We start from the raw sequence: 12,216 nt of genomic DNA, 5'->3' as shown, positions 1-12,216 counted from the left end.
CCACCTCGGCGACGCGGTTGAGCACCACCTGTTCTTCGGTGTGGCGCAGCGTCGGGGCGACCAACTGGCCGATACCGACCACGGTCAACACGAACAGCACCAGGACGAACAGCACCAGAAACAGGGTGTAGCGGGCTTGGATAGAGCGCAGTGGGGGCATGGGGTCGTCCTTACGAAGCGTTCATTGTCGACGCGGCTTTATTAGAGCTTCGTAGGGCTATCGGCCTGGCACACGGGAGCTTTAGGTACCCTCGTGCAAGAAACGGCAGGCGCCGCCAAGCGGCGCCCTTCTTATATATCCAGCATCGCCATGACCGCTTCGGGGTAACGCAGCCCGGCGCTGGCATGGGCCGGAAAGATGGCTGCCAGCGCCGCCAGTTCGGCCGGGCTGAGGGTGATCGACACGGCCGCCACGTTCTCTTCCAGGTACTTGCGCTGCTTGGTGCCGGGGATGGGAATAATGAAGTCGCCCTGGGCCAATACCCAGGCCAGCGCCAGTTGCCCGGCCGTGACGCCTTTGTCTGCCGCGAGGGTTTGTACCTGCTTCACCAAGTCCAGGTTCTTCGCAAAATTTTCGCCTTGGAAGCGCGGGTTGGTGCGGCGATAGTCATCGGCAGAGAAGTCATCCGGGCTTTTCAGTGCCCCGGTCAGGAACCCCCGGCCCAACGGGCTGTAGGGCACAAACGCGATGCCCAGGCGCTGGCACGCGGCGAGGCAGCCGTTGTCTTCCTGATCGCGGCTCCACAACGAGTATTCGCTTTGCAGGGCGCTGATCGGGTGCACCTTGTGTGCCCGCTCCAGGGTGGCGGCCGACGCCTCGCTCAGGCCCAGGTAACGCACCTTGCCCTGATGCACCAGCTCGGCCATGGCGCCGACGGTTTCTTCGATGGCTACCTGCGGATCGATACGGTGCTGGTAGTACAGGTCCAGGGTGTCGATGCCCAGGCGCTTCAAGGTGCCGTCGATGGACGTGCGAATGTATTCGGGGCGTCCATTCACGCCGCGCAGCGCCGGGTTGGCCGTGTCGCGGACGATGCCGAACTTGCTCGCCAGGAATACCCGGTCACGCTTGCCGGCAATGGCTTTGCCGATCAGTTGCTCATTGCTGTGGGGGCCGTACATGTCGGCGGTGTCGAAGAAGGTCACGCCCAGCTCCAGAGCGCGGTGCAGTGTGGCGGTGGCCTCGGTGGTGTCTGCCCCTGGACTGTAGAAATCGGTCATGCCCATGCAGCCCAAACCGATGGCAGAAACCAGTGGGCCGTTTTTTCCAAGTTGACGGGTGTTCATGGGTACAGCTCCTGTTGAGGTGAGGCGCCATTGTCACGCTCGACAAAAACGCGATAAACAGGCTAAAACGTCTATCACTATTCGTAATATCTAAATAATCCAGTGAGGGGCCGAGCTGTGGACCGTTTCAACGCGATGCGCGTGTTCACCCGGATCGTTGAACTCGGCGGGTTCGCCAGGGCCGCCGACAGCCTGCAACTGCCGCGCGCCTCGGTAACCGTCTTGATCAAGCAACTGGAGGCGCATCTCGGCGTGCAGTTGTTGCAACGCACCACGCGCCAGGTCAGCCCGACCCTGGACGGCGCCGCGTATTACCAGCGTTGCGTGCAGTTGCTGACGGACCTGGAAGAAACCGAAGCAGTGTTCTCCACCCAGCGTCAGAACCCGCGCGGCACCTTGAGTATCGATATGCCGGCGGGCATTGGCCGCTATCTGGTCATCCCGGCGTTGCCGGCGTTCACGGCGCGTTACCCGCTGATTGCGCTGGAGATCGGTCTGAACGACCGCCCGGTAGACCTCATCCGCGAAGGCGTGGATTGTGTATTGCGCGGCGGCCTGGCGCTGGACGAGTCCTTGGTGGCGCGGCCGCTGGCAATGATGGACCAGATTACTCTGGCCAGTCCCGCGTACCTGGCGCGCATGGGCGTCCCAGAGACGCTTGACGACCTGGTCGACCATCAGATGGTCGAGTATGTCTCCAGCGCCAGCGGCAAGCGCTTTGGCCTTGAGTTCGAGCTCGGCGGCGAGCTGCGCGCGGTCAACCTGCCGAAGATGGTGGCGGTCAACAGTGCCGACGGTTACTTCTGCGCCTGTGAGGCTGGCTACGGGTTGATCCAGGCGCCGTATTATCACGCCATGCAGCGCCTGGCCGAGGGCTCGCTGGTGGAAGTGCTGCCGCAGTTGGCGGTGCCGAAGATGGCCCTGACTGCGCTGTACCCGCCGCACCGGCAGTTATCGCAGCGGGTGCGCGTGTTCGTGGATTGGCTGGTTGAGCTGTGCGCTCAACCGGGCACGGGGTTGCAACGTCAGGCCTGAGCCTGGCGGCGTGACGTGAGACGCCATAGGAGCCAAGGCGGTTCATCCTGTAATATGCGCCGCTGCCGACTGCGGTCCGCTCATATTCCTAAGGTGCAGGAGCCTGTCATGACTCAAAAGCAACGCTTGAAATACTCGATTCTGATTTCCCTCGTGGTGCTGGGGTCGATGTTCGGCCTGTCTTACCTGCAGAACACCGGGGTGATCAGCGAAAAAACCTTCCAGTACATCGCCATTGCGATCGCCGTGACGGTGGTGGTGATCAATGGCGTGATGCGCCGCAAGGTCAAGCCTAACCTCTGAGTCAGGTGCGACCTTCGAGTACCTTGGCAGCCTCTTCATGGAGGCTGTAGCTTTTATCGACGTTGAGGGTGATCACGCCTTCGCTGCACAGGCGCTTGAGCACCTCGCGCACGCTCAGGAACGACAACGGGATGCCCAGCGCCAGCAGGTGGCTGTGCACGCCGCGGACCCCGAGGGGGCGCCCGTTGTCGGCCGCGGTGAGCAGGGCGTCGATGACCTTCAGCCGAATCAGGCTGGTGCGTAAGCCAAAACACTTGAGCAAATGCCGAATCCGTTGGTTGCCTTGCTGTTCCGGCGCTTTACCAAACGCGTGTGCGCCGCTGCCGAAATTGGCATCGGCAGCCGTTGAATGTCCTTCCGTGGGCACTGTCGGGTTGTACATGCAAAAAACTCCTTATCAGAGCCTGATCAGGAAAATGATGGCGCTCTTATGAAATAAGACGAACGAGCGAGCGAAATCATGAAGATCAGGATGTAGAAATTTCGTCAGTGTCGGTTTTGTCACAAAGGCGTCGCCCGAAATAAACCCGCCTTATCGCTAAATTGTGTCGTTTAAATTGCGTTCTTACGGTGGGGTCGTTGCCCCGCGTAAGGGTGTTCAATTTGACGGTGGAGTCTGCGTGATTATTTCCAAGGGGTTGTCCAGGGCAGGGGTGGCGGGTGTGTTGCTGGGGGTGAGCCTGGCCGCATCGGCACGCGAACCGTTGACGCAGGCGTCGGCCGATATCCGCCGCACCAGTTTTGGCGTACCGCATATTCGCGCCAGTGATGAGCGCGGCCTGGGCCTGGGCATCGGTTACGCCTATGCCCAGGACAACCTGTGCCTGCTGGCCAACGAAGTGGTCACGGTCAATGGCGAGCGAGCCAGGTATTTTGGCCCCGACCAATCGACCCTGGAAGAACGCAACAATCTGACCAGCGATGTGTTTTTTGCCTGGTTGAATACACCGCAGGCCGTCGCCGCGTTCTGGAAGGCACAGAGCCCGCAGATCCAGCAGCGCATTGAAGGCTACGTCGCCGGCTACAACCGTTACCTCAAAGAACACGGCGCGCCTGCGCAATGCCAGGCGGCCTGGGTACGCCCGCTGGTGGCCGAAGACCTGGTCAAATTGACCCGCAGGTTGTTGGTCGAAGGCGGTGTCGGCCAATTCGCCGAAGCCCTGGCGGGCGCCAAACCTGCGCAAGCCACCGCCGGCCTGCAAACCGACACCAAGGCCTTTGAGCTCGCCGCTGCCAACCAGCAGCGCTTCAGCCTGGACCGTGGCAGCAACGCGGTGGCCGTGGGGCGTGACCGTTCGTTCAACGGGCGCGGCATGCTGCTGGCCAACCCGCATTTTCCGTGGATCGGCGGCATGCGTTTCTATGAGATGCACCTGACCATTCCCGGCCAACTGGACGTCATGGGCGCCGCGCTGCCGGGCTTGCCGGTGGTCAATATCGGCTTTAACCAGCACGTGGCCTGGACCCATACGGTCGACACGTCCAAGCATTTCACCCTGTACCGATTGACCCTGGACCCCAAGGATTCCAAGCGGTACATGCTGGACGGCAAATCCATCGCCCTGGATGAAACCCCGGTGCAGGTGCAGGTCAAGCAGCCCGATGGCAGCGTCAAGATGCTGAGTCACACGGTCTACAGTTCGCAATTCGGCCCGGTGGTGCAATGGCCGGGCAAGCTCGACTGGGACGATCGCCATGCCTTCAGCCTGCGCGACGCCAACCTCGGCAATGACCGTGTGCTGCAACAGTGGTATGCGATGAACCGCGCCGACAGCCTCGCCGCGCTGCAAACCTCGGTGCACACCCTGCAAGGCATCCCCTGGGTCAATACGCTGGCCGCTGACGACCAGGGCCAGAGCCTGTACATGAACCTGTCGGTGGTGCCGAACGTCAGCGCCGCCAAACTGGCGCACTGCAGCGACCCGCGCGCAGGCCTGCAGATGATCGTGCTCGACGGCTCCCGCAGCGCCTGCGCCTGGGACGTCGACCCGCGCGCGGCCCAGGCCGGCATATTTGCGGCCGATCAACTGCCGCAACTGGCACGCACCGACTACGTGCAGCACGCCAACGACTCCGCCTGGATGGTCAACCCCAAGGCGCCGCTTACCGGGTTCTCACCGGTGATCAGCCAGGACCACATCGGCCTCGGCCCGCGCGCACGGTTTGCCCTGCAGCGCCTGCAATCCCTGGACAAACAATCGATCACCGTCGCGCACTTGCAACACATGGTGATGGACAACGAGGTGTACCTGGCCGGCCAGCTCATGCCGGATCTGCTTGAGTTCTGCGCCAAAAGACTCGGCACCGATACGGATGCGCTGACGCCACTGTGCACCAGCCTCAAAGCCTGGGACCGGCACGCGAACCTCGACAGTGGCGTGGGCCTGGTGCATTTCATCAACCTGGTGGAACACCTGCAGCAAATCCCCGACGCCTGGCGCGTGGCCTTTGACCCGGCCCATCCGCTAACCACGCCGCGCGGGCTGGCCATTGACCGTGCAGACGTGGCCAATGCACTGCGTGCCGCCATGCTGGCCTCCAGCACCGAGGTGGCCAAACTCGGCCTCAGCGCCACCAGCCGCTGGGGCGATGTGCAGGTTTGCGGCCAAACCCCGATCCACGGCGGCCCGCAGGAACTGGGCATTTATAACGCCATGCAGACCGTGCCCCGCGCCGACGGCAAACGTGAAGTGGTCAGCGGCAGCAGCTACCTGCAAATCGTCACCTTCGACGATAACGGCCCCCAGGCCCAGGGCGTGCTGGCGTTCTCCCTGTCCAGCAACCCTGCGTCGAAACACGCCAAGGACCAGACCCAAGTCTTCTCCGAAAAAAAGCTGCGGCCACTGCCGTTCACCGACGCCCAGATCGAGGCCGACCCGCAGTACCGGTTGCAGCGAATCCAGCAGTAGCGCAGGCACGCAAGCCCTTGATGCCACGGCGAAATATTTTTGAAATCAAGGGGTTGCAGGCATAGGCAAATGAGTACATAATGGCGCCCATCGAATGCATTGATGCATTAAAAACTTCAATGTATTCAATGAGTTAGAGTAGAGGCATGGCTTTATAGCCCACTCAAGTTTTTACGCGGTAAGTGCCAGCATCCAGGGCATTGATCGTTTGAGGCCGAGTAGCAAAATGGTTATGCAGTGGATTGCAAATCCACCTACGCCGGTTCGATTCCGACCTCGGCCTCCACTCTTGAAAACCCCGTAGATTTGTTTCTACGGGGTTTTTTATTGTCTGCGATTCAGCCGCGTTTGGCGTGTGCCCCTGGTTCAGCACGCCGCTTCGGCGCGCGTCACACGCTGGCGCCTGACTTCATCTGCATAGCCGCTGATTTTCTGCTGCTGCGCCATCAGCAACGCACAGACCTTCAGAAGTGCCTCGGCCTCGCCTGGCGCCTCGTTGCTCTGCGCGATGCGGGTCAATTCCATCACTGACCATCCCATCATGGCGGCGGCATCCTCCAGGTCGTAGAACAGTTCCTGCTGTGCGGTTCGGGGTCCGTCCAGGCCCAGGATCAATTCGTTCATTTACTTCTCCGTCCGCTGATCACATGGGCGCGCGTTGTACCCGCAACCCTACAAAGCCTACCAACACGTTACACGATAACCGTGAGGCGCTTGAGGTCACGCTGTCATATCAGGGGAGAACTTAATCTCGTCAAGTAAGAGAGCGATAGCATGAAGTTGAATTACCTAACCAAGGCTGCGGTTGTTGTTGCACTGTTGTCGACGCTGTCGGGCTGCTGGATATTCATGCCGCCGGGCGGTGGCGGTGGGCATGGCGGTGGCGGTCATGGGCAAGGCGGGGGGCCTGGCGGCGGTCCGCGTTAAGCGTCAGATACACAACAGAGGCGGGTCATGCACATGACCCGCCTCTTTTTTTGTCGGCGATAAATCCCAGACAAAGAAAAGCCCGTGATGGGGAGCACGGGCTAAAAGGGATGTTCATTAGGAGCTGGGTTAACCATAGGCGCCAGCGTGTGAAAGGTTTGTGAAAGCCGTGCAAACATTTAAATGCGAAGTGTATGCCTCGATCCAAGCCCAGCTGTACGGGGCGTCAGGAGTCCTGAACCACTACTGTCACAGGCAGTTCACTTCCCGTATGGATGCCGCGCCATGTTCATGTCTGCAAGTCTGCTCTACGCCTTTGTGCTGTTCGCCTTCGTTTCGTCGATCACACCGGGCCCCAATAACACCATGTTGTTGGCATCGGGGGTGAACTTCGGCTTTCGCCGTTCCATGCCCCATGCGCTGGGGATCAGCATCGGTTTTATGCTGTTGGTGATTTCGGTGGGCCTGGGCCTGGGCGAAGTGTTCAAGCTGTTCCCCTGGGCCTATACGGTCTTGCGCTACGTGGGCGCGGCGTACTTGCTGTACCTGGCGTGGAAGATTGCGACGGCGGGGGGCATGTCCGACAGCAGTCATGATCAGGGCAAACCCATGACGTTTTTGGGCGCGGCGGCGTTTCAGTGGGTAAACCCCAAGGCCTGGATCATGGCGCTGGGGGCCATTACCACGTACACGCCGGCCGAGGGCTATGTGACCAACGTGCTGGTGATCGCACTGGTCTTCGCCGTGGTAAACCTGCCCAGTGTGTGCGTGTGGGTGGGCTGTGGCAGCAGCTTGCGCGATGTCCTGCGCGAGCCGCGCCTGTTGAGGGTGTTCAACCTGACCATGGCCGGGTTGCTGGTGCTGTCGCTGTACCCGATGCTGTTTGCCGGCTGAGCGCTAGACCGGCGAGATGGTCGCGAGCAGGCCGATGCCGATCGTCAGCACCAGAAAACCGAACAGGAAAATCGCCATCTTGGTCATACGGCCTCCGAAGGGAAGGGGGTGGGGATGGCGCTATTGTCCGCTCAGGTGGCCGTTCAATACAGAGGCAGGTAGCAAAGAAAAAACCGTATCAGATGCCCGTAGCGCTGTTCTGCTGCGGGCTTTTGGCGCCCGCGCATTGTGCGAGATCAGTGCGTGAGACAGCCGACGCATTTCCCCCTAAGATGGCGCCCATTGCATCAACAATAAGAGTGGGCCAACCCTCGATGGAACGACGTCAATTCAGCGGTGGCATGAAAGGCAAGAACCTGCGCTACCTCAATGAAACCTCGCAGCCGGCGTCGCTCAGCCGCGTCGGCTTCCTGTTGCTCGAACACTTTTCCCTGCCGGCCTTCACCCAGACCCTCGACACCCTGGTCACCGCCAACCTGCTGCGCCCCGAGTTGTTCGCCTCGCGCACGTTCGGTTGGGACGACGGCGAAGTCGTCAGCGACCTGGGCCTGGTCATTCGTCCCGACGCCCGCCTGGACGCCCATGCGTTGCATGAATTGGACTTGCTGGTGATCTGCGGCGGTTTTCGCACCGAACTCAAGGCCAGCGAAGACTTCATCCACCTGCTGCGCGGCGCTGTTGAACACGGCATTCAGCTGGCCGGGCTGTGGAACGGTGCCTGGTTCCTCGGCCGCGCCGGGCTGTTGCAGGGCTACCGCTGCGCCATTCACCCGGAACACCGCCCGGCGCTGGCCGAAGTGTCCAAGGCCACCCACGTCACCAGCGAACCCTACGTGATCGACCGCGACCGCCTCACGGCATCGAGCCCGTCGGGCGCGTTCCATATGGCGCTGGACTGGATCAAGAGTCTGCACGGCAAGGCCCTGGTCGAAGGCATCGAAGATATCCTGGCGTTTGAAGAGTCGCGCTACCGGCGCATCAAACCCACCGAAAACGTCAGCGTCAGCGCACCCTTGCGCGAAGTGGTGAAGCTGATGGACGCCAATCTCGAAGAGCCGCTGGAGCTCGACCAACTGGCGGTCTATGCAGGGCGGTCGCGCCGGCAACTGGAGCGATTGTTCAAAGAGCAATTGGGCACCACGCCGCAGCGCTACTACATGGAACTGCGCGTCACCGAAGCGCGCCGGTTGTTGCAGCACACCGAGTTGTCACAGGTGGAAGTGCTGGTGGCATGCGGGTTCGTGTCGCCGAGCCATTTCAGCAAGTGCTACAGCTCGTACTTCGGGTATCGCCCTTCCAAAGAGAAGCGCTTGGTCAAGTGATCCGGGGGCGTTGCGCCTGGATAACCTCGCGCGGCAGATGTTTTTGTGGTGAGCGGGCTTGCCCCGCGCCGGGTCGCGAAGCGGCCCTGTCAGCAACGCTGCGTCCTGGCCGGAAAAGCCCGGCGCGTTCGGCCTGGGGTTAGAAGCGGCTCAGCCGATACGGCCCGGGTTCTGCCACGCCGTTATCCGACAGTCGCCCCACCATCTCCGCCGTCACCGCCGCCTGCGTCAACCCCAAATGCTGATGCCCAAACGCAAGCAGCACTTTGCCGTCGCACACCCGATCAATGATCGGCAGCGAATCCGGCAATGACGGTCGAAAGCCCATCCAGGGCGTGGCGTCCTGCGCATTCAGGTCCTGACGAAACAAGCCTTTGCTCAACCGATGCAACTGCCAGGCGCGGGCCATGTTCGCCGGGCGCTCGAGGCCGGCGAATTCCACCGTGCCGGCCAGGCGCAGGCCCCCGGTCATGGGGGTCATGATGAACTTGCGCTCCAGCGAGGTAACGGCAAACGGCAGGCGCTGGTGCTCGTGGGGCAGCATCAGGTGATAGCCGCGTTCGGTGTCCAGCGGCACTTGCTTGCCGGTGAGTGCAGCGGTGAGCCGGGCCGAGTGGGCGCCGCAAGCGATGAGTACCTGGCGCGCGGCGAGGAGGCCCTGGTCGGTGCTCAACGTTACTCGGTCAGCGTTGACGCGCGCGTCCAGCACCTGGCGCTTGAGGAACTGCACGCCACTGGCCTCGGCCGCTGCCACCAGCTCGCACACGGCCTGGTAAGGATCGAGGAAGTGTCCCGTTGCGGGAAAAAACAGCCCGCCCTGGATCCGCTCGCTTAATTGCGGTGCGACCTTGCGGATGGCATCCCCCGACCAATACGTCACTGGCACGTTTTGCTGCTGCATGCGTCGGTGCAGCGCGTCCAATGCGTCGCGTGAGTCTTCGCGCTCGAACACCAGTAACGAACCCTCTACGCGCAGCAGTTCAGCGCGATCGAGGCTGGCCAACAACCGCTGCCAGGCACCGAGGCTGGCCTCGTTCAACGCGCGAATACCTGCCACCGTGCGTTGGTAACGGGTCGGCCGCAGGTTCAGCAGCAGCCGCGCAAACCAGGGCAGGGCGCGGGGCAGGTATTTCCAGTCCAGGCGCAATGGGCCCATGGGGTCCAGGAGCATCGCGGGCAAACGCTTGAGAATCGACAGGTCGGCAATGGGAAACACCTGTTCGGTGGCCAGATGCCCGGCATTGCCATAGGACGCCCCCAGGCCGGGACCTTGCGCGTCGAGCACCATCACACGCCGGCCCTGACGCGCCAACTGCAAGGCGCAGGCCACGCCGATAATGCCGGCGCCCACGACGATGATGTCTTCGCGCGCCGGTCTCGTTGGCGTCTCGGTGGCGGGATCGACCGCGGCCTTATCACTCGAACGCGGGGGCTGACCCATCAGCCGTGGTTCCGCTCGGTCGACCAGTTGGCGTACCACCGGCGGAACAGCGCGTATTGGCTTTCGGCATAGCGGCGCTGGGCATCGCTGAGGGCATCGCTCGCATTGAAGTGCAGGTCGTAGCCGCTGTCGCCGTTGAGCACCATCAAGTGCTTGTAATACAGCACCAGGTCGCAGCCTTCATCGAAGGACGACAGCACCGCCAACGCCGCTTCCAATTCAAGGGCCAGGCGACGGGCCTTGGCATCACCCTTGGCCGCTTGTCTGCTCAGGGCGACCAAGTGCAGCACCTCCCTTGGCAGGGCATTGCCGATGCCGGTGATCGCGCCGGTCGCGTTGCAGTTGACGAACCCGTGCACGACCTGGGTGTCGACGCCGACCATCAGGGTCACGCTGTCGTCCTGAGAGGTGATGTGCTCGGCGGCGTAGCGCAGGTCGGCGCCACCGCCGAATTCCTTGAAACCAATGAGGTTAGGGTGTTCGCGGCGCAGTTCGAAAAACAACTCTGCGCGGGTGGCGAAACCGTAGTAGGGGCTGTTGTAGATCACTGCCGGCAAGTCCGGCGCCGCCTTGAGGATCGCCGAGAAGTGCGCTTTTTGCGCAGTCGCGGACGCACCACGGGACAGTACCCGCGGAATCACCATCAGGCCATGGGCACCCACCTTGGCCGCATGGGCCGCGTGGGCCACCGCTTCCCGGCTGTTCACCGCGCCGGTGCCGACGATGGTCGGTACGCCCGCCGCCACCAGGTGGGCCACGCCTTCCTGGCGCTCGGCCTCGGTCAGCAGCGGCCAATCGCCCATGGAGCCGCAGTAGACCACGGCGCTCATACCGATATCGACCAACTCGCGGCCCTTGGCGACCAGGGCATCGAAGTCTGGTTTGCGCGCCGCGGTGCACGGGGTCATCAGCGCGGGGATGCAGCCAGTGAAGATGTTGTCGCTCATGGTTCTAACTCCGTTCAGTCAACTAGAGGAGGCTCAGATGCCCCAGGCGAAAGGGTCCTGCGGGTCGATCAGCAGCGTGCTGTCGGCGGTCATGTAGGCGCGGCCGGTGATAAACGGAATCACGCGTTCGCCGTCCCGTTCATAACGGCCTTCGAATTGGCTGCCAGTGATACTGGCTTGCACCCAGGTCGCGCCGGCGGCGAGCTTGTTGTCGGCCGCCAGGCACGCCAGTTTGGCGCTGGTGCCGGTGCCGCACGGCGAGCGGTCGTAAGCCTTGCCGGGGCACATCACGAAGTTGCGGCTGTCGGCGTGGGCGTCGTCGGCGAACAGTTCGATATGGTCGATCGGCGCACCGTCTGCGCCGCGAATGTCGCTGTCTTCCAGGGCCTTGAGCATCGCCCAGGTGTAGTCGGTGAGGGCGTCGACGTTGTGCATCTCCAGGGCCTTGCCGTGCTCTGACACCAGGAAGAACCAGTTGCCGCCCCAGGCAATATCGCCGTACACCGTGCCATGCCCCGGTACGTCCACCGGCACCTGTTGTCGATAGCGGTAGGCGGGCACATTGCGCAGAGTGACGGCGCCGTCCGCGTGCAAGGTCGCGGCCACCGGGCCCACCGGCGTGTCGATGCGGTGCACGCCGGGTTGGATCTGTCCCAAGTGGTGCAACGACGCCACCAGCCCGATGGTGCCGTGGCCGCACATGCCCAGGTAACCGGCATTGTTGAAGAAGATCACCCCGCACGTGGCCCCGGGCGTGACCGGCGCGCAATACAGCGCACCGACCAGCACGTCATTGCCACGCGGCTCCAGCAGGCAGGCCCGACGCCAGTGATCGTGCGCGCTGCGCAGGTGGTCGAGCCGCTCGGCGATGGTCGCGCCCTTAAGCTCAGGAAAACCGTTCATGATCAGGCGCGTGGGCTCGCCGCCGGTATGGGAGTCGATCACATGCAGTCGCTTCATAAGAGGCTCCGATCGGTGGGCAGCCGGCGTTTGGGTCGGCATGCAGTGACCCTATCCTGAAGGCGAGCACGGCTCGGCGATTGATGTTTTTTGCCGGCATCGATGACGAATTCAGCACAGCGCGGGTCGCTCGACAGCGTGCGGGGGATCGGGCAATCTGCGTCGGTCGAGGCGATCAGCAGGGGATACAC

Annotated in this window: 12 protein-coding genes and 1 tRNA gene; 7 read left to right on the top strand and 6 right to left on the bottom strand. The window is 62.4% G+C overall.

Features of this window, described 5'->3' with window-relative positions; translation table 11 throughout:
* Nucleotides 1-291: 291 nt before the first annotated feature.
* Nucleotides 292-1,287, bottom strand: a complete 996-nt coding sequence (locus PSH59_RS14075; RefSeq protein ID WP_305392950.1) for an aldo/keto reductase — start codon at nucleotides 1,285-1,287, stop codon at nucleotides 292-294.
* Between the two features lie 117 nt (nucleotides 1,288-1,404).
* Here PSH59_RS14075 and PSH59_RS14070 point away from each other — a divergent pair, with 117 nt between their 5' ends.
* Nucleotides 1,405-2,322: a LysR family transcriptional regulator gene (locus tag PSH59_RS14070; RefSeq protein ID WP_305392949.1), complete on the top strand. Its 918-nt coding sequence runs from the start codon at nucleotides 1,405-1,407 to the stop codon at nucleotides 2,320-2,322.
* A 108-nt stretch (nucleotides 2,323-2,430) separates the two neighbouring features.
* A complete protein-coding gene (locus PSH59_RS14065) occupies nucleotides 2,431-2,625 on the top strand; it encodes a hypothetical protein (protein ID WP_248080910.1) in 195 nt (64 codons plus the stop codon).
* Between the two features lies 1 nt (nucleotide 2,626).
* Here PSH59_RS14065 and PSH59_RS14060 read toward each other — a convergent pair whose 3' ends face one another.
* Nucleotides 2,627-3,007: a fe2+ zn2+ uptake regulation protein gene (locus PSH59_RS14060; protein ID WP_248080914.1), complete on the bottom strand. Its 381-nt coding sequence runs from the start codon at nucleotides 3,005-3,007 to the stop codon at nucleotides 2,627-2,629.
* A gap of 238 nt (nucleotides 3,008-3,245) precedes the next feature.
* Between PSH59_RS14060 and PSH59_RS14055 the strand changes: the two genes are divergently transcribed.
* Both PSH59_RS14055 and PSH59_RS14050 read left to right on the top strand, forming a co-directional pair.
* Nucleotides 3,246-5,534 (top strand): acylase, encoded by a 2,289-nt coding sequence (locus tag PSH59_RS14055; protein WP_305392948.1) that lies wholly within the window; start codon nucleotides 3,246-3,248, stop codon nucleotides 5,532-5,534.
* A gap of 212 nt (nucleotides 5,535-5,746) precedes the next feature.
* Nucleotides 5,747-5,820: transfer RNA gene (locus PSH59_RS14050), tRNA-Cys, on the top strand.
* A gap of 80 nt (nucleotides 5,821-5,900) precedes the next feature.
* On the opposite strand, the gene PSH59_RS14045 is transcribed toward PSH59_RS14050, so the two are convergent.
* Complete coding sequence (locus PSH59_RS14045; protein ID WP_305392947.1) at nucleotides 5,901-6,158, bottom strand: hypothetical protein; 258 nt, start codon at nucleotides 6,156-6,158, stop codon at nucleotides 5,901-5,903.
* Nucleotides 6,159-6,308: 150 nt separating this feature from the next.
* Here PSH59_RS14045 and PSH59_RS14040 point away from each other — a divergent pair, with 150 nt between their 5' ends.
* From PSH59_RS14040 to PSH59_RS14030, 3 genes are all read left to right on the top strand, one after another.
* Entirely contained in the window at nucleotides 6,309-6,461 is a 153-nt protein-coding gene (locus tag PSH59_RS14040) for a hypothetical protein (protein WP_305392946.1), read from the top strand.
* Nucleotides 6,462-6,746: 285 nt separating this feature from the next.
* A complete protein-coding gene (locus PSH59_RS14035) occupies nucleotides 6,747-7,355 on the top strand; it encodes a LysE family translocator (protein WP_248080922.1) in 609 nt (202 codons plus the stop codon).
* 341 nt (nucleotides 7,356-7,696) lie between these two features.
* Nucleotides 7,697-8,677, top strand: coding sequence for a GlxA family transcriptional regulator (locus PSH59_RS14030; RefSeq protein WP_305395300.1), 981 nt, complete (start codon nucleotides 7,697-7,699; stop codon nucleotides 8,675-8,677).
* Between the two features lie 139 nt (nucleotides 8,678-8,816).
* Here the strand turns inward: PSH59_RS14030 and PSH59_RS14025 are convergent, their stop codons facing one another.
* The 3 genes from PSH59_RS14025 to PSH59_RS14015 are packed head-to-tail and all read right to left on the bottom strand — an operon-like array spanning nucleotide 8,817 to nucleotide 12,025.
* Nucleotides 8,817-10,118 carry an FAD-binding oxidoreductase gene (locus tag PSH59_RS14025; protein WP_305392945.1) on the bottom strand — a complete coding sequence of 434 codons (1,302 nt, stop codon included), beginning with the start codon at nucleotides 10,116-10,118 and terminating at the stop codon, nucleotides 8,817-8,819.
* Complete coding sequence (locus PSH59_RS14020) at nucleotides 10,118-11,065, bottom strand: dihydrodipicolinate synthase family protein (RefSeq protein WP_305392944.1); 948 nt, start codon at nucleotides 11,063-11,065, stop codon at nucleotides 10,118-10,120. Before PSH59_RS14020 ends, PSH59_RS14025 begins: the two co-directional genes overlap by 1 nt.
* Nucleotides 11,066-11,098: 33 nt before the next feature.
* On the bottom strand, nucleotides 11,099-12,025 hold the full coding sequence (locus tag PSH59_RS14015) for a 4-hydroxyproline epimerase (protein WP_305392943.1): 927 nt from the start codon (nucleotides 12,023-12,025) through the stop codon (nucleotides 11,099-11,101).
* Between the last annotated feature and the right edge of the window lie 191 nt (nucleotides 12,026-12,216).

Source organism: Pseudomonas sp. FP2309 (genome assembly GCF_030687575.1).
Lineage (GTDB): Bacteria > Pseudomonadota > Gammaproteobacteria > Pseudomonadales > Pseudomonadaceae > Aquipseudomonas.
Note: the sequence above shows the minus strand (reverse complement) of the source record. Positions and strands in the feature narration are given on the sequence as shown.

Coding starts and splice junctions, on each gene's coding strand:
- PSH59_RS14060 (WP_248080914.1), bottom strand. CDS start 3,007: ATGTACAACCCGACAGTGCCCACGGAAGGACATTCAACGGCTGCCGAT.
- PSH59_RS14025 (WP_305392945.1), bottom strand. CDS start 10,118: ATGGGTCAGCCCCCGCGTTCGAGTGATAAGGCCGCGGTCGATCCCGCC.
- PSH59_RS14035 (WP_248080922.1), top strand. CDS start 6,747: ATGTTCATGTCTGCAAGTCTGCTCTACGCCTTTGTGCTGTTCGCCTTC.
- PSH59_RS14040 (WP_305392946.1), top strand. CDS start 6,309: ATGAAGTTGAATTACCTAACCAAGGCTGCGGTTGTTGTTGCACTGTTG.
- PSH59_RS14045 (WP_305392947.1), bottom strand. CDS start 6,158: ATGAACGAATTGATCCTGGGCCTGGACGGACCCCGAACCGCACAGCAG.
- PSH59_RS14015 (WP_305392943.1), bottom strand. CDS start 12,025: ATGAAGCGACTGCATGTGATCGACTCCCATACCGGCGGCGAGCCCACG.
- PSH59_RS14020 (WP_305392944.1), bottom strand. CDS start 11,065: ATGAGCGACAACATCTTCACTGGCTGCATCCCCGCGCTGATGACCCCG.
- PSH59_RS14075 (WP_305392950.1), bottom strand. CDS start 1,287: ATGAACACCCGTCAACTTGGAAAAAACGGCCCACTGGTTTCTGCCATC.
- PSH59_RS14030 (WP_305395300.1), top strand. CDS start 7,697: ATGAAAGGCAAGAACCTGCGCTACCTCAATGAAACCTCGCAGCCGGCG.
- PSH59_RS14065 (WP_248080910.1), top strand. CDS start 2,431: ATGACTCAAAAGCAACGCTTGAAATACTCGATTCTGATTTCCCTCGTG.